The organism is Pseudomonas sp. SO81, assembly GCF_030374125.1.
Classification (GTDB): domain Bacteria; phylum Pseudomonadota; class Gammaproteobacteria; order Pseudomonadales; family Pseudomonadaceae; genus Aquipseudomonas.
Genome location: NZ_CP126126.1, coordinates 599,282 through 622,212, shown reverse-complemented (window position 1 = coordinate 622,212; position 22,931 = coordinate 599,282). Strand labels below are relative to the sequence as shown.

At 62.1% G+C, this 22,931-nt stretch carries 20 protein-coding genes; all 20 read left to right on the top strand.

Annotated elements, in window-relative coordinates; all coding sequences use genetic code 11:
* Window positions 1–2: 2 nt before the first annotated feature.
* The gene (gene flgG, locus OH686_RS02895; RefSeq protein ID WP_137972812.1) at window positions 3–788 is read left to right on the top strand and encodes a flagellar basal-body rod protein FlgG; all 786 of its coding nucleotides are present in this window, start codon (window positions 3–5) and stop codon (window positions 786–788) included.
* Window positions 789–847: 59 nt separating this feature from the next.
* Window positions 848–1,561 carry a flagellar basal body L-ring protein FlgH gene (gene flgH, locus OH686_RS02890; protein ID WP_289536084.1) on the top strand — a complete coding sequence of 238 codons (714 nt, stop codon included), beginning with the start codon at window positions 848–850 and terminating at the stop codon, window positions 1,559–1,561.
* A gap of 13 nt (window positions 1,562–1,574) precedes the next feature.
* A complete protein-coding gene (locus OH686_RS02885) occupies window positions 1,575–2,675 on the top strand; it encodes a flagellar basal body P-ring protein FlgI (protein WP_192398537.1) in 1,101 nt (366 codons plus the stop codon).
* Between the two features lie 11 nt (window positions 2,676–2,686).
* A complete protein-coding gene (gene flgJ / locus OH686_RS02880; RefSeq protein ID WP_289536083.1) occupies window positions 2,687–3,844 on the top strand; it encodes a flagellar assembly peptidoglycan hydrolase FlgJ in 1,158 nt (385 codons plus the stop codon).
* Window positions 3,845–3,854: 10 nt separating this feature from the next.
* Window positions 3,855–5,918, top strand: coding sequence for a flagellar hook-associated protein FlgK (flgK, locus tag OH686_RS02875; RefSeq protein ID WP_289536082.1), 2,064 nt, complete (start codon window positions 3,855–3,857; stop codon window positions 5,916–5,918).
* A 14-nt stretch (window positions 5,919–5,932) separates the two neighbouring features.
* The gene (locus OH686_RS02870; protein ID WP_289536081.1) at window positions 5,933–7,612 is read left to right on the top strand and encodes a flagellar hook-associated protein 3; all 1,680 of its coding nucleotides are present in this window, start codon (window positions 5,933–5,935) and stop codon (window positions 7,610–7,612) included.
* A gap of 161 nt (window positions 7,613–7,773) precedes the next feature.
* Window positions 7,774–10,605 (top strand): tetratricopeptide repeat protein, encoded by a 2,832-nt coding sequence (locus tag OH686_RS02865; protein WP_289536080.1) that lies wholly within the window; start codon window positions 7,774–7,776, stop codon window positions 10,603–10,605.
* Window positions 10,602–11,375 (top strand): glucose-1-phosphate cytidylyltransferase, encoded by a 774-nt coding sequence (gene rfbF, locus OH686_RS02860; protein WP_289536079.1) that lies wholly within the window; start codon window positions 10,602–10,604, stop codon window positions 11,373–11,375. The genes OH686_RS02865 and rfbF overlap by 4 nt, the downstream gene beginning before the upstream one ends.
* Window positions 11,366–12,439 (top strand): CDP-glucose 4,6-dehydratase, encoded by a 1,074-nt coding sequence (rfbG, locus tag OH686_RS02855; protein WP_502942795.1) that lies wholly within the window; start codon window positions 11,366–11,368, stop codon window positions 12,437–12,439. Before rfbF ends, rfbG begins: the two co-directional genes overlap by 10 nt.
* Complete coding sequence (locus tag OH686_RS02850; RefSeq protein WP_289536077.1) at window positions 12,436–12,996, top strand: dTDP-4-dehydrorhamnose 3,5-epimerase family protein; 561 nt, start codon at window positions 12,436–12,438, stop codon at window positions 12,994–12,996. The genes rfbG and OH686_RS02850 overlap by 4 nt, the downstream gene beginning before the upstream one ends.
* Window positions 12,993–14,216, top strand: a complete 1,224-nt coding sequence (locus OH686_RS02845; protein WP_289536076.1) for a class I SAM-dependent methyltransferase — start codon at window positions 12,993–12,995, stop codon at window positions 14,214–14,216. Before OH686_RS02850 ends, OH686_RS02845 begins: the two co-directional genes overlap by 4 nt.
* The gene (locus tag OH686_RS02840; protein WP_289536075.1) at window positions 14,216–15,112 is read left to right on the top strand and encodes an NAD-dependent epimerase/dehydratase family protein; all 897 of its coding nucleotides are present in this window, start codon (window positions 14,216–14,218) and stop codon (window positions 15,110–15,112) included. The genes OH686_RS02845 and OH686_RS02840 overlap by 1 nt, the downstream gene beginning before the upstream one ends.
* A gap of 19 nt (window positions 15,113–15,131) precedes the next feature.
* A complete protein-coding gene (locus tag OH686_RS02835) occupies window positions 15,132–15,896 on the top strand; it encodes a cephalosporin hydroxylase family protein (protein WP_289536074.1) in 765 nt (254 codons plus the stop codon).
* Window positions 15,897–16,161: 265 nt separating this feature from the next.
* A complete protein-coding gene (locus OH686_RS02830) occupies window positions 16,162–17,721 on the top strand; it encodes a flagellin (RefSeq protein WP_289536073.1) in 1,560 nt (519 codons plus the stop codon).
* 72 nt (window positions 17,722–17,793) lie between these two features.
* A complete protein-coding gene (locus tag OH686_RS02825; RefSeq protein ID WP_289536072.1) occupies window positions 17,794–18,168 on the top strand; it encodes a flagellar protein FlaG in 375 nt (124 codons plus the stop codon).
* Window positions 18,169–18,248: 80 nt separating this feature from the next.
* Complete coding sequence (fliD, locus tag OH686_RS02820; RefSeq protein WP_289536071.1) at window positions 18,249–20,003, top strand: flagellar filament capping protein FliD; 1,755 nt, start codon at window positions 18,249–18,251, stop codon at window positions 20,001–20,003.
* A 2-nt stretch (window positions 20,004–20,005) separates the two neighbouring features.
* Window positions 20,006–20,401 carry a flagellar export chaperone FliS gene (gene fliS, locus OH686_RS02815; RefSeq protein WP_289536070.1) on the top strand — a complete coding sequence of 132 codons (396 nt, stop codon included), beginning with the start codon at window positions 20,006–20,008 and terminating at the stop codon, window positions 20,399–20,401.
* An 89-nt stretch (window positions 20,402–20,490) separates the two neighbouring features.
* Window positions 20,491–20,871 (top strand): flagellar export chaperone FliS, encoded by a 381-nt coding sequence (gene fliS, locus OH686_RS02810; RefSeq protein ID WP_137972834.1) that lies wholly within the window; start codon window positions 20,491–20,493, stop codon window positions 20,869–20,871.
* Window positions 20,872–20,899: 28 nt separating this feature from the next.
* Window positions 20,900–21,196 (top strand): flagellar protein FliT, encoded by a 297-nt coding sequence (gene fliT, locus OH686_RS02805; RefSeq protein WP_137972835.1) that lies wholly within the window; start codon window positions 20,900–20,902, stop codon window positions 21,194–21,196.
* 180 nt (window positions 21,197–21,376) lie between these two features.
* On the top strand, window positions 21,377–22,852 hold the full coding sequence (locus OH686_RS02800; protein ID WP_289536069.1) for a sigma-54 dependent transcriptional regulator: 1,476 nt from the start codon (window positions 21,377–21,379) through the stop codon (window positions 22,850–22,852).
* Window positions 22,853–22,931: the final 79 nt, after the last annotated feature.

Below are 22,931 nucleotides of genomic sequence, written 5' to 3'. Positions count from 1 at the left end.
ATATGCTTCCTGCACTCTGGGTTGCGAAAACCGGTCTGTCCGCCCAGGACATGAACCTGACCACCATTTCCAACAACCTGGCCAACGTCTCGACCACCGGCTTCAAGCGCGATCGCGCCGAGTTCGAGGATCTGCTGTACCAGATCCGTCGCCAGCCCGGCGGTCAGTCCAGCCAGGACAGCGAGCTGCCCACCGGCCTGCAGCTGGGTACCGGTGTGCGCATCGCCGGCACCCAGAAGATCTTCACCGCCGGCAGCCTGCAGACCACCGAGCAGCCGCTGGACATGGCAGTCAACGGCCGTGGTTTCTTCCAGATCCTGATGCCGGACGGCACCGTCGGCTATACCCGTGACGGCAGCTTCCACCTGGACTCTGACGGCCAGATCGTCACCTCCCAGGGCTTCCCCCTGGAGCCGGCCATCGTCCTGCCGGCCGAGGTGCAGACCTTCACCGTCGGCGAAGACGGCACCGTGTCGGTGACTACTCCCGGCAACCCGGCCGCCCAGGTGATCGGCAACATCCAGACCGCCGACTTCGTCAACCCGGCGGGCCTGCAGGCGATCGGCAACAACCTGTTCCTGGAGACTGCCTCCAGCGGCGCGCCGCAGGTCGGCACCCCGGGCCTGACCGGCCTGGGCACCGTGCTGCAGAACACCCTGGAGAACTCCAACGTCAGCGTGGTGGAAGAGCTGGTCAACATGATCACCACCCAGCGCGCCTACGAGATGAACTCCAAGGTGATCTCCACCTCGGACCAGATGCTCTCCTTCATTACGCAGAACCTTTAATCCCGCGGGCGCCCTAGGCGCCGGCAGCTAGCAACACGAACGCCGTGAGGTAAGTGGTTATGAACCGGCTGATGATTCTTCTCCCCCTGCTGGGCTGCGTGGTCCTGAGTGGCTGCGTCACGCCTCCGCCGAAGCCGGACGATCCCTACTACGCGCCGGTGCTGCCGCGCACTCCGCTGCCGGCGGCGCAGACCAACGGTTCGATCTACCAGGCCGGCTTCGAAACCAACCTGTATGACGATCGCAAGGCCTACCGGGTCGGCGACATCATCACCATCAACCTCAGCGAGCGCACCCAGGCGAGCAAGAAGGCCGGCTCCAGCATGTCCAAGGACAGCAGCGCCAACCTCGGCCTGACCTCGCTGTTCGGCGGCGGCGTGTCCATCGACAACCCGAGCAGCAGCCTCAATCCACTCAAGGCCGAGAACCTCAGCCTGGACGTGGGCTACGAAGGTACCCGTGATACCGATGGCGAGAGCGAGGCCGACCAGAGCAACAGCCTGTCCGGCTCGATCACCGTGACCGTGGCCGAAGTGCTGCCCAACGGCATCCTCGCCGTGCGCGGCGAGAAGTGGCTGACCCTGAACACCGGCGACGAGCTGGTGCGCATCGCCGGCATGATCCGCGCCGACGACATCGCCACCGACAACACTGTGTCCTCGACCCGTGTGGCCAATGCCCGCATCACCTATTCCGGCACCGGCGCCTTCGCCGACGCCAGCCAGCCGGGCTGGTTCGACCGGTTCTTCATGAACCCGTTGTTCCCGTTCTGACCAGGTACCGATCATGAAACGACTGCTTTCCGCCCTCTGCCTGCTGCTCGCCGCCACTGCCGTGCAGGCTGAGCGCCTGAAGGACCTGGCCAGCATCCAGGGCGTGCGGACCAACCAGCTGATCGGCTATGGCCTGGTGGTGGGCCTCAACGGGACCGGTGACCAGACCACCCAGACCCCGTTCACCCTGCAGACTTTCAACAACATGCTGGCCCAGTTCGGCATCAAGGTGCCGACCGGTGGCGGCAACGTGCAGCTGAAGAACGTCGCCGCCGTGTCCGTGCACGCCGAGCTGCCGCCCTTCGCCAAGCCTGGCCAGACCCTGGACGTGACCATCTCCTCGATCGGCAACTCGAAGAGCCTGCGCGGCGGCAGCCTGCTGATGACGCCGATGAAGGGTATCGACGGCAACGTCTACGCCATCGCCCAGGGCAACCTGGTGGTCGGCGGCTTCGATGCCACCGGCAGCGACGGCTCAAGCATCACCGTCAACGTGCCCTCGGCCGGCCGCATTCCTGCTGGCGCCACCGTCGAGCGCCCGGTGCCGAGCGGTTTCGACCAGGGCAACAGCCTGACCCTCAACCTCAATCGCCCGGACTTCACCACGGCGAAGAACATCGTCGACCAGATCAACGGCCTGCTCGGCCCGGGCGTGGCCCAGGCCATCGACGGCGGCTCGGTGCGGGTCAGTGCGCCGCTGGACCCGAACCAGCGCGTGGATTACCTGGCGGTGCTGGAGAACATCGAGATCGAATCGGGTCAGGCGGCGGCCAAGGTCATCATCAATTCGCGTACCGGCACCATCGTCATCGGCCAGAACGTCAAGGTGCAGCCGGCCGCCGTGACTCACGGCAGCCTGACCGTGACCATCACCGAAGACCCCATCGTCAGCCAGCCCAACGCCCTGGCCGGTGGCCAGACCGCCGTGGTGCCGCGCTCCCAGGTGGACGCCGAGCAGGAAGCCAAGCCGATGTTCAAGTTCGGCCCGGGCACCACCCTGGACGAGATAGTGCGTGCGGTTAACCAGGTGGGCGCCGCACCTTCCGACCTGATGGCCATCCTCGAGGCGCTGAAACAAGCCGGCGCCTTGCAGGCCGACCTGATCGTGATCTGACGGAGGCGACCATGGACTCCAGAATCGCAGCCGGCCTCGACAGCGGCGCCTACACCGACCTGAACCGGCTCAACCAGTTCAAGGTTGGCGGCGATAGCGAGAGCAACATCAAGAAGGTCGCCCAGGAATTCGAATCGCTGTTCCTCAACGAAATGATGAAGTCCATGCGCAAGGCGAACGAAGTGTTCGGCGAAGGCAACTTCATGAACAGCAACGAGAGCAAGACCTACCAGGACATGCACGACCAGCAGCTGGCCGTGACCCTGTCGACGAGCAACGGTGGCATCGGCCTGGCCTCGGTGCTGGAACGCCAGCTCAGCCAGATGAAGAGCGGGCCGAAGCGGGTCAACCCGTTCGCCCAGGTCGAGGCGCCGAATGCCACGGCGCGCGCTGGCGCATTCAAGCCGGCGGGCGAGGGCGGCGTTGCCTCCCGCGACGACTCGCAGCTGCTCAACCAGCGTCGCCTGAGCCTGCCGAGCAAGCTCACCGATCGCCTGCTGGCCGGCATAGTGCCGGCCGCTGGTGAAGCGCAGCCGCTGGCCGGCAGCGACTGGGTACCGGCGCATGCCACGGCGGTGGCGGGCGACAAGCCGCTGAGCCTGGACGACAGCGACGCCATCAGCGGTCGCCGCGTGGCCCAACCGCCGCTGGCCAAGGGCAAGTCGGCCTTCGCCTCGGCCGCCGAATTCATCGAGACCATGCTGCCGATGGCCGAGGAGGCCGCGCAGAAGATCGGCGTCGATGCCCGCTACCTGGTGGCCCAGGCCGCCCTGGAAACCGGCTGGGGCAAGTCGATCATTCGCCAGGCCGATGGCTCTAGCAGCCACAACCTGTTTGGCATCAAGGCCCACGGCGGCTGGGAAGGCGATTCGGCGCGGGTGCTGACCACCGAATACAAAGGCGGCGAGGCGGTGAAGGAGTCGGCGTCGTTCCGCGCCTACGACTCCTACCAGCAGAGCTTCAACGACTATGTGAGTTTCCTACAGGGCAATGGCCGCTACCAGGAGGCCCTGGCCGTGACCGACAAACCGGAACGCTTCGTACGTGAGCTGCAGGAGGCCGGTTACGCCACCGACCCGCAGTACGCCCGCAAGATCGCGCAGATCGCCCGGCAGATGCAGACCTATCAGGCTGTAGCCGCCGTCGACAGCCCGACCACAAGGACCTGAGAGCTAGATCATGGCTGACCTACTGAGCATTGGCCTGTCGGGCCTGTCGGCGAACAAGACGTCGCTGGCAGTCACCGGTCACAACATCACCAACGTCAACACGCCCGGCTTCTCGCGGCAGGACACGGTGCAGGCCACGCGCATCCCGCAATTCAGCGGGGCCGGCTACATAGGTTCGGGCACCACCCTGGTGGATGTGCGGCGCATCTACAACGAATTCCTGACTACCCAGGTGCGGACCAGCACGGCGCTGAACAGCGACGTGTCCGCCTACCTGGACCAGATCAACCAGCTCGACTCGCTGCTGGCCGGCAGTACCACCGGTGTCACCCCTGGCCTGCAGAAGCTGTTCGCCTCGCTGCAGACCGCGGCGGAAGACCCCGCCAATATCCCGGCACGACAGCTGGTGCTGTCCGAGGCCGAGGGCCTGGCCAAGCGCTTCAACACCATCTACGACCGTCTCTACGAGCAGAACGCCTTCATCAACAAGCAGCTCGAGGCGGTGACCGACCAGGTCAACCAGCTGGCCACCTCCATCGCCGGTTACAACAACGCTATCGCCGTGGCTGCAGCCAACGGCCAGGCGCCCAACGACCTGCTGGATGCCCGCGAGGAAGCGGTACGCAAGCTCTCCGAGTTCATTGGCGTGACCGTGGTGCCGCAGGACGACAGCAGCTACAACCTGTTCATCGGTTCCGGCCAGCCGCTGGTAGTCGGCGCCACCGCCTCGCGCCTGGAGGTAGTACCGGGGCAATCCGACCCGCTGCGCGCGGAGATCCAGTTCGTCAGCGGCAACTCGCGCCAGGGCATCACCTCGCTGATCACCGGCGGCGAGATGGGCGGGCTGATTCGCTACCGCGAAGATGTACTGGACGAGTCGCTGAATGCCGTGGGACGCCTGGCCATTTCGATTGCCGATCAGGTCAACAGCCAGCTCGGCCAGGGTCTGGACCTCAAGGGCAACTTCGGCGAGCCGCTGTTCCGCGCCATCAACGATCCGCTGCTGATCGGTCAGCGCAGCATTGCCCGGGTCGGCAACAGCGATACCACGGCCAACCTCAATGTACTGATCGAAGACTCCACGGCCCTGACCACCAGCGACTACGAGATCGAGTTCACCAGCGCCACCGAGTACACCGTGCGCCGGGTTTCCGATGGCCAGACGGTGTCGGCGCTATATGACGATGACGGCGATCCGGATACCCCGCTGGTCGCAGCGCCTTCGCCCTACGACATCACCAGCGGTACGCCTTTGGTGTTCGATGGCTTTTCGATGAATGTGGCCTCCGGCACCTTCGCAGCCGGCGACCGCTTCCGCGTGATGCCGACCCGTACGGCCGGCAGCGACATCCGCGCCGACCTGAAGAATGCGCAGGAGCTGGCCTTCGCCTCGCCGCTCAAGGCCGAGACCAGCCCGGGCAACATCGGCACCGGCGTGATCACCCAGCCCAGTCTGACCACCACGATCGACATCTACGATCCGGTTGCCCAGGCCGCGCTGGAGAACAGCCTGCGCACCACACCGCCGTTGCGTATTGTCTTCACCTCGGGCACCGACTATGACGTGGTGGACACCACTGGCGCGGTACTGAGCAGCAACACCATTGTGCCGGGGCAGAACAACACCCAGCAGATTACTGCCGGTACGCCGCCCAACGACTTCACCTTCGAATTCACCATCAGCGGCCGGCCGAGCACGGGCGACAACTTCACCATCGCCTTCAATACCAATGGTGTGTCGGATAACCGCAACGCCCTGAAACTGGCGGACCTGCAGAACAAGGCGACGATCGGTATCGACCCGAACTTCCCCGGCACCACCGGCACGAGTTTTACTGACTCCTACGGCGATCTGGTGGAGCGGGTCGGTACCCTGACCAGCCAGGCGCGGGTAGATGGCGAGGCAACCGGGGCCATCCTCAAGCAGGCCACCGACAACCGCGACTCGGTGTCGGCGGTGAACCTCGACGAAGAGGCGGCCAAGCTTATCCAGTTCGAACAGTACTACCAGGCATCGGCGCAGATCATTCAAGTCGCGCGCAGTCTGTTCGATACCCTGATCAATACCTTCTAAGCCGGATAGCCATCATGGTCATGCGCATCTCCTCCATCCAGGCCTTCAACAACGGTGTGAACGGCATTGGGCGCAACTATTCCGATGTGATCCGCACCCAGGAGCAGATCAGCAGCGGCAAGCGCATCCTGACTCCGGCGGACGATCCGGTGGCGTCGGTGCGCCTGTTGCAGCTGGAGCAGCAGCAGGCGCTGCTGACCCAGTACAAGGACAATCTGACGGCGGCGAAGAACAGCCTGACCCAGGAAGAGACCACGCTGAACTCGACGGTTACGGTGCTGCAGCGTATCCGCGAGCTGGCGGTGCAGGCAGGTGGCGGTGCGCTGTCGGCGGAGGACCGCAAGTCCATTGCCAAAGAGCTCAGCGAGCGCGAGGGCGAGCTGCTCAACCTGATGAACAGCCGCAATGCCCGCGGCGAATATCTGTTCTCAGGGTTCCTGGGCAAGACCGAGCCGTTCATCCGCAATCCCGACGGTACTTATTCATACTTCGGCGACGAGGGGCAGCGTAGCCTGCAGGTGGCCAGTTCCACCACGGTGGCGATCAACGACAATGGCAAGCGTCTGTTCGAGGACGTGACCAACGCTGATCGACTGTTGCGCAACAACGGTGTCGACAATCCAGCTTTGGCTGGCCAGGTGCCGCCGTTGCCAGCTACCACTATTCCGCCGGTACCGAGCGATGAGCAGCGCGTATTCATGTCGCCAGGACTGGTCCAGGACAACGACGCCTTCAACAATAACTTCCGCGCCAGCGAGCCGTATTCCCTGGTATTCGTCAGTGGCAGCGAATTCCGCATCTATGATGGGGCCGGTACCGACGTAACCTCGGAAGTTCCCGGTGGCGGACAGATCGACCCGCTGGCCAGCGGTGGCAACGTCATCAACTTTCGTGGCATGCGCTTCCAGCTGGATGTGGTGCTGCAGGACGGCGACAACGAGCTGGATCTGGACAACCTGCTTGCCGATACCGGCACGCCAGGTACTCCCGGTATCGGCACCCACAGCTTCACCCTGCAGGCCGCGCCGACCGAGTTCGCCGTGACTCGCTCCTCCACCAACGCCTCTACCGCGGTCGTCGCCGGCGGCACGGTCAGCAACCAGGCCACCTTCAACTCGCAGTTCCCCACGTCGGGAGTGGTACTGCGTTTTACCAACGCTACCGACTTCGATGTCTATGCGCAGCCGGTTGGCCCGAGCAGTACGCCGATTGCCAGTGGCTCCGCGCCTGGTCCTTACCCGTCGACCTTCAACGTGTTCGGCGCCGACTTCACGCTGAGTGGTGCGGCGGCGGCTGGTGATGAGTTCGGCGTCAAGCCGCAGTTCCAGGAGCAACGCAGCATCCTCAATACCATCTCGCAGTTGCGTCAGGCCCTCGAGTCCTCGCCCACCACCTCCGTCGGCAATCTGGCGATTCGCGACGAGGTGTCTATTGCGCTGAAGAACCTGGATAACGGGATCGGCCAGGTACTGGAAGTGCAGACCGAGATCGGTGCGCGTCTCAACCTGGTGGATTCGACCGAGGTAGACAACGAGGACGTGACCCTGGTGAACAAGGCCGTGCAGGCTGACCTGCGTGAGCTTGACTATGCCGAGGCCCTTTCGCGGCTGTCGTTCCAGACGGTCATTCTCGAGGCCGCGCAGCAGAGCTATGTGAAGATCGCCGGGCTCAATCTGTTCAACCAGTTGCGCTGATCCTTTGTGTTGCGAACAGTGAGGCCCTGCCGCTTCGAATGAGCTGGCGGGGCTTTCTGTTTGTCTGATTCCTATCGGCCTGACCCTATGCAAGACTGGCTTACTTATTGCTGATGCACTTGCATATAGGCTTCAAGTAACAGTTTCTTGACGGGGAAGGCATGGATTCGAATGTGCAATGGCTGGTCGGCTTCTTCCGTGCCCAGGCCAAACTGGGCTTCGAGGAAGGAGACTACACCCGCACGCGCAACAGCTGTGAACTGGTCTTGGGTCAGTCGCCAGACGACGAGGGCACTTGGCTCTTGCTGGGGGACGCTGCATTGGCCTCCAAGGACAGCGCCACGGCCCGCCGCTGCTTCGAGCAACTGCTGGAACTGCAGCCCCAGGAGGCTGAATACGCGGTCAGTCTCGGTAAGTCCTACATCCAGTTGCAGGCCTGGGAGAGTGCCGCGCTGGCTTTGCGCCAGGCTCTGCAGATAAGTCCCCAGCATGCCGAAGCGCTGCACATGCTGGCGATGGTCGAGAAGATGCAGCAGGCCCTGCAGCTACTCGATGATGCCCCCGCTGTAAATGTCGGGCGTAACGATGCATGCCCCTGCGGCAGTGGCCGCAAGTACAAGAAATGCTGTCTGCTGACCTCGACGGACGACGCCATGCTGCTTTCGTTGCGTGCCGCCATGGCCGCAAAAGAATGGCAGCAGGCCATCAGTCTGGCGACTGATATCCAGGTTCGCAGCCTGGAGGTTCGACGATCAGACGCGATGGCTCGCTATCACCTCGGCCAGCGCCGCAATACGCGCCCGTTGTTGGAAGTCCTGCTCGACGAGCTGCCAGACGACGCCGAGTTGATTGCCGCCTTGGCCGATCTGGAGCTGGATGGCGAGAGCCTGCCGCGCGTCGAGCAGTTGGCCCGGCGCGCGCTGGCCCTAGATCCCGAGAGTCATCTTGCCTGGCTGGTGCTCTGTGCCTTCCATGCCCGCATGGGGCACGCGCAGGAGGCGGAGGAGGGTTTGCGTAGCCTGGTTGGATTCGCGCCGGACTGCCGTATGGCCTGGGAGCGCCTCGGTAGCCTGTTGCGCAAGCAGGGGCGCGGGGAAGACGAACTGAGCGTGATGCTCGACTGGGTCGAGCGCTGCCCGAACAGCCATGAGGCCTGGTTCCAGGTCGGTTTCGTGCTGATCACCCTTGGTCGCGCCCGCGACGACGCGAAGATTTACTTCGAGCGGGCTCTGCAACTCAAGCCTGATTTCCATGAGGCCTATTGCTGGTTGGCGCAGTGTTATCTGGATCTGGGGCAGAGCGAGCAGGCGCAGAATTTCTTTTTGCAGGGGTTGCAGCTCAAGCCCGATTACGACCTCGGCTGGATCCTGCTCGGTGGCGCTTACCAGAAGATCGGTCGCCAGCGTGAGTCTGAAGGCTGCCTGATGCGTGCCATCGCCATCAATCCGCACAACGGCTTCGCCTGGAACAATCTGGCCACCACCTACCTGGATGCTCACGAGCTGGCAGAGGCTGAGCAGGTGATTCGGGTGGCGCTCAAGCTGAACGGCGAGCATGCGGCACTGTGGAACAACCTGGGCATCATTCTCTCCGGCGCGCAGCGCCTGCAGGAGGCCAAGGAGTGTTTCGCCAAGGTCCAGGAATTGGATCCCTCTTTCCACGAGGTACGCATCAATCTGGCCGGTACCGAGGCCAGCTACGGCAACCTCGATCTGGCCATCAACTACCTGGATGGGCTGCTTGAGCAGTCAGAGCTGGCGCGCTCCAACCTGTTGTTCTTTGCCAACTATCATCCCGACTGGAGTATCGAGCGCATCTTCGAGGTGTATCGAGATATCGCCCAGCGCTTCTATCCGGAGCGGCGCTATTTCGAGTACTCCAACCTGCGCACGACCGACCGCCGCCTGCGTATCGGCTACGTATCTCCGGATTTCCGTCAGCATGTCTGCAGTCTTTTCATCGAGCCGCTGCTGAAGAATCATCAGCACGACGATTTCGAGATCTTCGCCTACTCGGCCGTGCGCCGCGAAGACGAGGTCACCGAGCGCTACAAGAGCTACGTGGATCACTGGCGGCACTGCGTGGGTGTCGATGACGAGAAGGTCGCGGAGATGATCCGCGCTGACGGCATCGACATTCTCGTGGATCTGGCTGGCCATACGGCGAATAACCGCCTGGCGGTGTTCGCGCTCAAGCCCGCGCCAGTGCAGGTTACCTGGTGGATGGGCTTCGCCTATACCTCGGGCCTCGACAATATCGACTACTTCCTCAGCGACGAGGAGATGGTGCCGCAGGGCTTCGACCATGTTTTCTCCGAGACGCCATGGCGCATGCCGTGTCCGGCGGTGTCCTATCAACCACCGGCCAATCTGCCGGATGTCACCGCACTACCGGCGCAGCGCAACGGCTACATCACCTTCGGTACATTGACGCGCCCGGTGCGCCTCAACCATAAAGTGATTCGCTGCTGGTCCGAACTGCTGCACCGAGTGCCCGATTCCAAGCTGATGCTGAACGCACCGGCGTTCATCGATCTGGCGCTGTCGGACTACTACGCTGGCCTGTTCGCCGAACATGGTATCGCCCGTGAGCGTCTGGATATCGGCTGCACGTCACCTCCCTGGCCGGTGCTGTCGAGCATGGACATCGCGCTGGACTGCTTCCCACATAACTCGGGTACTACCCTGTACGAGAGCCTGTGGATGGGGTTGCCCTATGTGACCCTGCGTGACAGGCCATCGATGGGGCGCGTGGGCTCGCTGATCCTGCGCGGCCTGGGGCGCGACGAATGGATCGCCGACAGCGAGGCTGAATACGTGGACAAGCTGGTCGAGCTGTCCAGCGATGTGGAGCGACTGGCCGCGATTCGTGCCGGCCTGCGAGATGAAATGAAGGCATCCCCCCTGTGTGATGGGGTGCTCTTTGCCGGCCGCGTCGAAGACGCCTGGCGTGGCATGTGGCAACGCTACTGCGAACAAGGAGAACAACAATGAAAGCAGTGATCCTGGCCGGCGGCCTGGGCACTCGCATCAGCGAGGAATCCCACCTCAAGCCCAAGCCGATGATCGAGATCGGCGGCAAGCCGATCCTCTGGCACATCATGAAGCAGTACTCGGCCCACGGCATTCAGGACTTCGTCATCTGCCTGGGCTACAAGGGTTATGCGATCAAGGACTTCTTCGCCAACTACTTTCTGCACACGTCAGACGTTACCTTCGACATGCGCAACAACCAGATGGAAGTGCACCAGAACTACAGCGAGCCATGGCGCGTGACGCTGGTCGACACCGGCGAAGAGACCATGACCGGCGGGCGTCTGCGCCGGGTCGGGCGCTTCTTGGAGCAGGACGAAGCCTTCTGCTTTACCTACGGCGACGGTGTGTCCGATCTGGACATCGCTGCGCTGGTGGCTTTCCACAAGCAGCATGGCAAGCACGCCACGGTGACGGCCGTGCAGCCGCCCGGTCGCTATGGTGCGCTGGCTCGCGAGGGCGACCAGGTGACCGGCTTCGTCGAGAAGCCGCGGGGCGATGGTGGCTGGATCAATGGTGGTTTCTTCGTCCTGTCGCCCAAGGTTCTGCCTTACATCGCCGATGACGCCACTACCTGGGAGGCTGAGCCGCTCGACAAGCTGGCTGAAGACGGCCAGCTGATGGCCTTCCAGCACGAAGGCTTCTGGCATCCGATGGATACCCTGCGCGACAAGAACTACCTGGAACAGCTGTGGCAGAGCGGAGAGGCACCTTGGAAACAGTGGAGCTGAACCCCGAATTCTGGCGTGGCAAGCGCGTCCTGCTGACCGGCCACACCGGCTTCAAGGGCGGCTGGCTGGCGCTCTGGCTGCAGAGCTGGGGCGCCCAGGTCACCGGCTTCGCACTTGAGCCTTCCACTAAGCCCAGCCTGTTCGAGCTGGCGCGCGTGGGTGAGGGTATCGACAGCCGTATCGGTGATCTACGCGACCTGCCAGCGTTGTTGGCGCTTGTGGCCGAAGTGAAGCCGGAGATTGTCCTGCACCTGGCAGCACAACCGCTGGTGCGCGAAGGTTATCGCGATCCGATTGGCACTTATGCCAGCAACGTGATGGGTACCCTGCACTTGCTCGAAGCGGTGCGCCAGGTGGGAGGCGTGCGCGCCTGCGTGGTAGTGACCACCGACAAGGTCTACGCCAACAACGAGTGGGCCTGGTCTTATCGGGAGAATGAGCCGCTCGGCGGGCATGATCCCTACAGCAGCAGCAAGGCTTGCTGCGAATTGGTGGCGCAATCCTTCGCCGCCTCCTATTTCCCCGTGACCCATTACTCCGAGCACGGTCTGGCCCTGGCCACGGCGCGCGCCGGCAACGTGCTGGGTGGTGGCGATTTTTCTGCCGACCGCCTGGTGCCGGACGTACTGGCCGCCTGGACCCGTGGCGAGCCGGTGACCCTGCGTTACCCGCAAGCCGTGCGCCCCTGGCAGCATGCCCTGGAGCCGCTGGCCGGCTACCTACAACTGGCCCAGGGTCTCTATGAGCAGGGCACGGCCGTAGCCGGCGCCTGGAACTTCGGCCCGGCGGACAGCGATACCTGCAATGTCGGCGAAGTGGTGGCCCGTCTGGCTGCCCGTTGGCCGCAGGCGCCGGGACTCATGGTCGAGCCGAGCGAGCTGCACGAGGCTGGCCTGCTGCGCCTGGACAGCAGCCGGGCGCGCCAGTTGCTCGGCTGGCAGCCGCGCTGGGTGCTGGATGATTGCCTGCAGCAGACCCTCGACTGGCATCTGGCCTGGCAGCGTGGCGATGACATGCGCGCCGTGACTTTGGCGCAACTGGCCGGCTACTGGGGGCAGGCATGAGTGAGCTGCAGCTGATCGAGCTGCCGTTACCGGGCCTGTTCGCCCTGCAGCACCGTGTGCATCAGGACGAGCGCGGGCGTTTCGCCCGGCTGTACTGCGAGGGCAGCCTGGAGGCGTTCGGCCAACCTTTCCATGTACGCCAGATCAACCAGTCGCTGACCCGCGAGCGCGGCACGGTGCGCGGCCTGCATTTCCAGTATCCGCCGCACGCCGAGAGCAAACTGATCAGCTGCCTGCGCGGCGTGGTCTGGGACGTGGCGGTGGACGTGCGTCAGGGTTCGCCGACTTTCCTGCACTGGCATGCCGAGCTCCTGGAGGAGGGCGACGGCCGCAGCTTGCTGTTGCCGCCAGGCTTCGCCCACGGCTTCCAGGCACTCAGCGACGATGCCGAGCTGCTCTACCTGCACAGCGCAGACTACACCCCGGGGCACGAGGGCGGCTTGTCCGTCAGTGACCCGCGCCTGGCCATCGACTGGCCCCTGCCATTCAAGAACCTGTCGGCCCGCGATGCCGGCCATCCGCTGCTGGATGAGAGTTTCCAAGGAGTACGCCTATGAACTGCCGTGGCTGCGGTGCGCACCTGCACCTGCCGTTGATCGACCTGGGCACGGCGCCGCCGTCCAACGCCTATGTCAGCGCCGCGCAACTCGACCAGGCGGAGCAGTGGGTGCCGCTGCGGGTGCAGGTGTGCGACACCTGCTGGCTGGTGCAGACCGAGGACTACCGCGCCGCCGATAGTCTGTTCGACGCCGACTACGCCTACTTCAGCTCCTTCTCCAGCAGCTGGCTGGCCCATGCCGACCGGTATGTGGCGAGCATGACCGAGCGCTTTGGCCTGAGCGCGCAGAGCCGGGTGGTGGAAATCGCCGCCAACGACGGCTATCTGCTGCAGTACGTAGCCAAACGGGGCATTCCCTGCCTGGGCATTGAGCCGACCGCCAGCACGGCGCGGGCGGCGAGGGAGAAGGGCCTGGAGATTCGCGAGCTGTTCTTCGGCGAGGCGGTCGGTCGCAAGCTAGCGGAAGAGGGCTGGAGCGCCGACCTGATGGCTGCCAACAATGTGCTGGCACATGTGCCCGACATCAACGATTTTCTCAAGGGCTTCGCCGCGCTGCTCAAGCCGACCGGCGTGGTGACCTTCGAGTTTCCCCATCTGCTGCGGCTGATGGCCGAACACCAATTCGACACCCTCTACCACGAGCACTATTCCTATCTGTCGCTGACGGCCGTGCAATCCCTTTGCTCGCGCAATGGTCTGGCGGTGTTCGATGTCGAGGAGCTGCCGACTCACGGCGGTTCGTTGCGGGTGTTTGCTCAGCGCACCGCTGGCGAGCGTCCAGTATCGGCGGCAGTCGCTGCGATGCTGACGCGCGAGGAGGACAGCGGCGTCAAGACCGCTGCCTACTACGCCAGCCTGGCGCCGGCCGCCGAACGCATCAAGCACGAGTTGCTGCGTTTCCTGCTCAAGGCCAAGGGCGAGGGCAAGAAAGTGGTGGGCTACGGCGCGGCGGCGAAGGGCAACACCCTGCTCAATTACGCCGGCGTGCGTGGCGACCTACTGGCCTGGGTGGCCGATGCCAACCCGCATAAACAGGGCAAGTTCCTGCCGGGCAGCCGAATCCCTATCGTCGAACCGGCGCGCATTGCCGTCGAGCAACCGGACTATGTGCTGGTGTTGCCATGGAACCTGCTGGCCGAGGTAATGGAGCAGCAGGCCGTGGTCAAATCCTGGGGTGGCCAGTTCGTGGTGGCCGTGCCCGAGTTGCGGAGCCTCTGATGGCTCGGGTGCTGGTCACCGGTGCCAGCGGCTTCGTCGGCCGCCAGGTGGTCGAGCAGCTGCAGGCGGCAGAGCATGAAGTGCACGCGGCCTGTGGCCAGCAGTCACTGGATGGCGTGGCCAACCAGTATCGTATGGATCTGCTCGAGCCGGGTGCGCCTGCTGCGCTGATCGCTAGAGTTCGCCCGCACTGCTTGCTGCATCTGGCCTGGTGCGCCAAACCCGGGGTGTACTGGACCTCGCCGGACAACCTCGGCTGGGTACGGGCGAGTCTGGAGCTGCTGGAAGCGTTTCAGCGCCACGGCGGTGAGCATGCCGTGCTGGTCGGCAGTTGTGCCGAGTACGATTGGAGTGGTGAGGGCATCTGCCGGGAGTATGAAACTCCCTTGCAACCCGCGACCCCTTACGGCCGTTGCAAGAATGCTACCCGCGAGCTGGCTGAGCTGTTCGGTCAGCTGCACGGTATGCCGATCGCCTGGGCGCGAATCTTTCATGCCTACGGCCCATATGAGGCTCAAGGGCGTCTGGTTCCAGCGGTACTGGGAGCCTTGCTCAAGGGCGAGCCGGCGCGCTGTTCCCATGGCGAGCAATTACGCGATCTGCTGCATGTGACGGACGTCGCCGCAGCCCTGGTGCAACTGCTGCAAGTCAGGGCCGACGGTTCATTCAATATTGGCGGCGGCCAGCCGATACGCCTGCGCGAGGTCATCGAGTATCTGGCCAGGCAGCTGGACGCAGAACACCTGCTGCAATTCGGAGCCATTCCGGTTGCGGCCAACGATCCGCCGTTGCTGATTGCCGACAACCAGCGCCTGCTGGCCACCGGCTGGAAGCCGCGGTTCGATCTGTATAGCGGTTTGGATGATGCCCTCGCCTGGTGGCGTGGGCGAATTTGATACTCGAAAGGAGCAGGACGTGAAACTGACAGTCGATACCGATAACAAGAAGCTGATCCTGGAAGAGGGCGGGGCCGTCCGCGAGCTGGATCTGTACACCGACGAGTCCTTCGAGCTGCTGTCCCAGCAATGGGTCAACCTCGGCTGGAATCAGAAATATCCCTATACCTTTTCCTGGATGGGACGCCCGGTAATCCAGTTGCCGGAAGACATGATCCGTATCCAGGAAGTGATCTACAGCGTGAAGCCCGACGTGATCGTCGAGACCGGCATTGCCCACGGCGGCTCCCTCATCTATTACGCCAGCCTGTTCAAGGCCATGGGCAAGGGGCGGGTAATTGGCGTGGACATCGAGATCCGTCCGCATAACCGCAAGGCCATCGAGGAGCATGAGCTGTTCAGCTACCTGACCCTGATCGAGGGCAGTTCGATCGCCGACGATATCGTGGCCCAGGTGAAATCCCTGATCAAACCAGGCGAGACGGTGCTGGTGATCCTCGACTCCAACCACACCTATGCGCACGTGGCTGAAGAGCTGCGCCTGTATTCGCCACTGGTGACCAAGGGCTCCTACATCGTTTCTACCGACGGCGTGATGAAGGAAGTGAAGGACGTGCCGCGCGCCGGCAAGGATTGGGCTACCGACAACCCTTCCAATGCAGCCATCGACTTCGCCAAGGCCAATCCGCAGTTCGTGATCGAGCAGCCAGCCTGGCCTTTCAACGAGAGCAGCCTGAGCCAGAACATTACCCACTGGCCTGATGCCTGGTTGAAGCGGGTCTGATCCACTGAGAAATGGCGCGCTGCCCCTTGGTCGGCGCGTCAAAAATCTTATTTTCCTGCCCCGTTGGACTGTTTTCTGTTTCTAAGTGGCTGTTTTCAAAGCGATAAAAAAAATCGATTTTCCTTGCTAAAGCCACCTAAAGTTGCCGCCGGTAGCGCCGATAAAATTACCGAATGCGAACTTTATGGGGCGTCTGAGCAAAAGCAGGCCCGAAGCTCGCAGGCTCAGACAAACTCAGTAGCACGGTCCTTTGGAGGCAAACACCATGGCCCTGACAGTCAACACAAACGTCGCCTCGCTGAACACTCAGCGTAACCTCAACACCTCGTCCAAGGGCCTGGATACTTCCCTCCAGCGCCTGTCCACCGGTTTCCGCATCAACAGCGCCAAAGACGACGCTGCTGGCCTGCAGATTTCCAACCGTCTGACCAGCCAGATCAACGGTCTGAACGTTGCTACCCGCAACGCCAACGACGGTATCTCCCTGTCGCAAACCGCTGAAGGTGCTCTGCAGCAGTCCACCGGCATCCTGCAGCGTATGCGTGACCTGGCCCTGCAGTCCGCCAACGGCTCCAACGGCGCCAGCGAACGTGCCGCTCTGCAAGGTGAAGTGTCTCAGCTGCAGCAAGAGCTGAACCGTATCGCCGACACCACCAGCTTCGGTGGTCGCAAGATCCTGGACGGCTCCTTCGGTTCCCAGACCTTCCAGGTCGGTGCCAACGCCTTCGAAACCATCAACGTCTCGATCGGTGCTGCCGAGGCTAGCCGTATCGGTGTGAACCGCTACAACACCGCTAGCAGCACTGGCACTGGCACCTCCGCCGGCTACGCCGCTACCAACGTAGCCGACTACGCCGCTGCTACCGCCACCGGCCTGGGCTATCAGCAGTCCGGTACCGGCACCAGCGCCCTGAGCATCACCGGCAAGCTGGGTAGCTCCACCATCGACTTCACCAACGGCGCCAGCGCCCGTGATGTGGCCGCTGCTGTCAACGCCAAGTCCGATGTGACCGGTGTAACTGCCAATGCCCGGACTGTTGCCTCGCTGGATACCTTCTCCAGCCTGACCGGTACTCAGACTGGCACCGTTTCCTTCACCCTGTACGGCGCCAACACTGGCAGCGGCAACGGTGTGTCGATCTCCGCCAACATCACTGATGCCACTGACTTCAGCGCTCTGGCCGATGCCATTAACAAGGAAACCGGTACTACTGGTATCTCTGCCAAGCTGAACAGCGATGGCACTGGCGTTGAAATGACCAGTGAGAAGGGCGATGCGATCGTCATCGACGATCTGTCTGCCAACGGCGGTACTGCGGCGCTGACCAGCTACGTATTCGATGGCAACGACGGCCTGGATACCGATGACAGCGATGTCGTAGGTGCCGCAGCAACCATCGCCGACGGCGCTGCCGGTCGTGCCGATGGCCAGGTACGCCTGGAGTCGCCGGATGCCTTCAACGTCACCAACGCCGTGACCGAGTTTGGCGGTGGTGGCTTCAGCGAACTGGAATCGGTTGCTGAAATCGATGTAAGCACTGCAGTTGGTGCACAGAACGCTCTGGGTATCATCAACGGTGCGATCTCCAACATCGACAGCCAGCGCGCCCAACTCGGTGCCGTGCAGAACCGCTTCGAGAACACCATCTCGAACCTGCAGAACATCGCTGAGAACGCTTCCGCTGCTCGTAGCCGGATTCGTGACACCGACTTCGCTGCCGAAACCTCGGAACTGACCAAGAATCAGATCCTGCAGCAAGCTGGTACCGCCATCCTGGCCCAGGCCAACCAACTGCCGCAGGCTGTACTCAGCCTGCTCGGTTAAGGTCGAAAGCGCTAGACTGCGGGGAGAAGGGCTTGGCTCTTCTCCCCGCTACCTCTTTGTGAGGAGAAATTTATGGACGTCGGCTCAATCAAGAATTCGCTGAATCCCGTGCTTTCCGGTGGGCGTTCAACCGCGTCGGATGCGGCAATCAAGCAGACTGGTACTGAACCGAATAGTAGCGAAGAGCCCGTGGCTAAGGCTGCTGAAGAGGCGCAAAGCGTTTCTCGTGAGCAGGTTGAGTCTGCGGTATCGACCATTCAGGAGTTCGTTCAGTCGGTGCGGCGCAATGTCAACTTCACTCTTGAAGACGGCTCTGGAAGGATCGTGGTCAAGGTGACCGATGCCTCTTCGGGCAACATCATTCGGCAGATTCCTTCCGAAGAAGCTTTGCAGTTAGCTGAGAGCTTGGAGGAAGTGCGCAGTCTGCTCTTCAAGGCCGAGGCCTGACGCATACGTAGCGTTGGCATGGCTTTTGACTGTTTAACGCTCACGAGGCGTTTATAGTCATTTTTTTGGCGAGGTGAGATATGGCTGGAATACTAGGTGTTGGAACGGGCATCAAAATCGATGAAATCGTCGCCGCGCTAGTTAACGCCGAGAGAGCACCGAAGACCCAGCAGTTGGATCGCCTGGAGAAGGCCACCACGGCTCGCTTCTCTGGCTTGAGCGCTATCAAAGGTGCTTTGAGCGGTCTGCAGTCTGCGATTCAAGGGCTCACCAAGTCCTCGGTCTTTGATGCTCGAACCGCCTCCTCGAGTAATACCGGTGTGCTGTCGGCCAAAGCGGAGAGTTCTGCCATCGCTGGCAAGTACAGCGTGCAGGTCCAGCAACTGGCGACAAGCAGCAAGGTCGGTTTGCAGTCGGTCTCGTCCAGCTCGTCCACTACGTTCAATACCGGCAAGCTGACCATTTCTACCGGCTCCTCCAGCTTTAACGTCAATGTCACCGAGGACAACAACACTCTCGCTGGCGTCCGCGATGCGATCAATACGCAAGGCAAGACAGCGGGTGTGAGCGCGACCATCGTAACCGATGCTTCGGGATCTCGTTTGGTGCTCAGTTCCAATAAGACCGGGGCAGGCAACGACATCGAAGTGGCTGCGACGGAGGATGGCGTCAAGATGGGTACCGTGGCGCTGACCACGCAGGCATTCAAGCCTTCGCTCAGCCTGTCCCTGCCCAGTTTTGCTGGTGGTTCTACTTCCACTTTTCAGGCTGGCAACCTCGAGATCAACGCGGGCAGCGTCAATCTGAATGTGGCTATTCCGGACGGCTTCACCCTTGAGGACGTTCGTGACCTGGTTAATATCAACGGCAATAGCCAAGGTATTTCGGCGGCCATCGAAACCGATGCATCCGGCTCGCGCCTGGTGCTGAACTCGACCAATGGAGCTGATCTGACCCTGAATGCCACTTCTACGGGTGGTTCTGGGGCCAATGCCCTGACATCGCTGAATCCAGCCAGCGGAGTGGTGGCGACTTCCAGCGGTCCAAGCTCTACAACGGGCGCTGCAGGTGTCATCAGCAAGGCACAATCGGCAGTGCTCTTTGTCGATGGGCTGCAGGTTGTCAGCGAAAGCAATTCTGTAACCAGCGCCATCGACGGTGTCACCCTCAATCTGGCCGGAGCGCAGAGCGCTGCGGACATCACGGCAGGCAAGACTGTCGATATCACTGTTGGTGTGGACAAGGGCTCGATTAAGTCCAATCTGCAGAAATTCGTCGACTCCTACAACACCCTCATGAATACCGCTGCTGCTCAAACGGCCGTTGTTCCCGTAGGCGAGGGTGAAAATCCTGTGACAGGAGCTCTTGTTGGGGATGCCACCGTACGCGGCATGGTGTCAGGCCTGCGCGGTGAATTGGTCAAGATGGCGGGTGAGGAGGGGCTGCAAGCCCTGGCCCAGCTGGGCATCACGACCCAGAAGGATGGAACGCTGAAGATTGATGACACCAAGCTTACCGCCGCTCTGGATACCAATTACGACCAGGTTGCCAGCTATTTGTCCGGTGACAATGGTCTGATGAAGCGGCTGGACACCAACGTCAACAATTACCTGGCGAGCGGTGGGGTGTTCGATCAGCGTACCAAGGCCCTACAAGGCACCTTGTCCAATATCGATGATCAGCGCGAGGCGCTGGATCTGCGTATTGCCAAGGTCCAAGAGCGCCTTGTCGCACAGTACACAGCGATGGACCAACTGGTTTCCCGTCTGCAGAAAACCAGCGAGAGCCTGACCAACCAGCTGGCTAGTCTCCCTGGCCTCGTGAAGAAGAGCTGATGATGAGCAAGAAACCGATCGATACCTACAAGAAGGTCAAGACCAGCCAGGAAGTCAGTCCTTACAGGGCTGTGCAGATGTTGCTGGACGGTGCTCTGGAGCGTGTTCTGCTGGCGCGTCAGGCGCAGGCAGAGGGCGACATTGAGATTCGTGGCATGGCAGTAGGCAGCACTATCACCATCCTCGGTGTGCTGCAGTCCAGTCTCGACAAGAAACTGGGCGGCGAAATCGCCGAAAACCTCGATGCGCTGTACGACTACATGACCCGCCGTCTGGCTGGCGTGGCGCTGGACGATACGCCGCGCAGTCTCGACGAAGTGCAGGCGCTGCTGACCCAGATCAAGACCGCCTGGGACAGCATCGGTCCGGAAGTAGAGCCTGCCGCCGCCGCGGAATAATCCGTTTTTTTTGCTTCGCGCGGTCCTCAAGATGAGTACCGCTTTGCCGATACAAAGACTGTATCTAGGCAATGTTCAGTGGAGCAATCATGAACGCAATGGCGGCCCTTCGGCAGTATCAAACCGTCAACACTCAGGCCCAGGTCAGCGACGCCAGTCCGCATCGTCTGATCCAGATGCTCATGGAAGGTGGCCTGTCCCGCCTGGCTCAGGCCAAGGGCGTCATGATGCATGGCCAGCACGCCGCGAAAGGCGAGCTGATCAGCAAGGCAATTGGTATCATCGGCGGCCTGCGCGAGAGTCTCGACCTACAGCAAGGCGGCGAAATTGCCGCTAATCTCGACAGACTCTACGAGTACATGGTCTCGCGCCTGGTCGAGGCCAACATCGGTAACGACGTGGCTATCATCGACGAAGTGGCCGAGCTGTTGCGCAACGTGAAATCCGGTTGGGATGCCATCAGTCACTGAGCATCTGCAGTGTGAAGGGGAAGTATCCATGAGTTCATCCGTCCAGCTTCTTGAAGCCACCGGAAACGCCTTGCGCGACGCGCTCGCTCGTCGGGACTGGGCTGCCATTGGTGAGCTGGATGCTCAGTGCCGCCATGCCGTCGATGAGGCCATGGTCGAGGCCGAGCGTGACGAGGGCGTGCTGCGTGAGCGTATGCAGACGCTTCTCGATCTTTACCGCGAGTTGGTGATGACCTGCCAGGCCGAGCAGCGCCGCCTTGCCGGCGAGCTGGTACAGCTCAACCAGTCTCAGCAGGGCGCCAAGGTCTACCAGCTGTTCACCTGAGTTTCCCTTTTCCTTACGAATTTCTCAGGCATCTACAGGTAATTACGGATGCTCTCGGGATTCGCAGAAAAAGTTACGCCATAAATTTGACTCTCGCCTGATTTTTGACTTTACTAGTGGCCAATTGCCGTTGCCGCTTGGCGACTCCTTTTCCCAGCCCGCGAGCCAGACCAGAACAAGATGTGGCGTGAAACCAAAATCCTGCTGATTGACGACAACGTCGAGCGCCGCCGTGACCTGGCGGTGGTTCTCGGTTTTCTTGGCGAAGACCACTTGGCCTGCAGCAGTGCCGATTGGCGCGAGACCGTGGGCAAGCTCGACTCCAGTCGCGAAGTGCTCAACGTGCTGCTCGGCGATGTGAACGCCAAGGGCGGTGCCCTGGAGCTGCTCAAGCAGATCATCGCCTGGGACGAGAACCTGCCGTTGCTGATGATCGGCGAGCCGGTTCCGGCGGACTGGGCGGAGGACCTGCGCCGCCGTGTGCTGGCCAGCCTGGAAATGCCGCCCAGCTACAACAAGCTGCTCGACTCCCTGCACCGTGCCCAGGTCTATCGCGAGATGTACGACCAGGCCCGCGAGCGTGGCCGCCAGCGCGAGCCGAATCTGTTCCGCAGCCTGGTCGGCACCAGCCGCGCCATCCATCAGGTACGCCAGATGATGCAGCAGGTGGCCGATACCGAGGCCAGCGTGCTGATCCTCGGCGAGTCGGGCACCGGCAAGGAAGTGGTGGCGCGCAACCTGCACTATCACTCCAAGCGCCGCGAGGCACCGTTCGTGCCGGTCAATTGCGGGGCGATTCCGGCGGAGCTGCTGGAAAGCGAGCTGTTCGGCCATGAGAAAGGCGCGTTCACTGGCGCCATCACCAGCCGCGCCGGGCGTTTCGAACTGGCCAACGGCGGCACCCTGTTCCTCGACGAGATCGGCGACATGCCGCTGCCGATGCAGGTCAAGCTGCTGCGCGTGCTGCAGGAGCGCACCTTCGAGCGGGTCGGCAGCAACAAGACCCAGTCGGTGGATGTGCGCATCATCGCCGCCACCCACAAGAATCTGGAGAAGATGATCGAGGAGGGGACCTTCCGCGAGGACCTCTACTATCGCCTCAACGTCTTCCCGATCGAGATGGCTCCGCTGCGCGAGCGCGTGGAAGACATCCCCCTGCTGATGAACGAGCTGATCTCGCGCATGGAGTTCGAGAAGCGCGGCTCCATCCGCTTCAACTCTGCTGCCATCATGTCGCTGTGCCGCCATGACTGGCCGGGCAACGTGCGCGAGCTGGCCAACCTGGTCGAGCGCATGGCGATCATGCATCCCTACGGCGTGATCGGCGTCGGTGAGCTGCCGAAGAAATTCCGTCATGTCGATGACGAAGACGAGCAGCTGGCCATCAGCCTGCGCGAAGAGCTGGACGAGCGTGCCGCCATCGGCGCCAGCATGCCGGGCATAGCCAACACCGCCATGCTGCCGCCAGAGGGGCTGGATCTGAAGGATTACCTCGGTAATCTCGAACAGGGCCTGATCCAGCAAGCGCTGGATGATGCCAATGGCGTAGTGGCACGAGCCGCCGAGCGCCTGCGCATTCGTCGCACCACCCTGGTGGAGAAGATGCGCAAGTACGGCATGAGCCGCCGTGACGACGAGGGTGGAGACGAGGACTGAATCTCCTCGCTTCCCAGGAAATAGAGCCGGAGCTTTGACGCAAGCTCCGGCTTTATTTTTTAAGTAGTTGAAATATAAG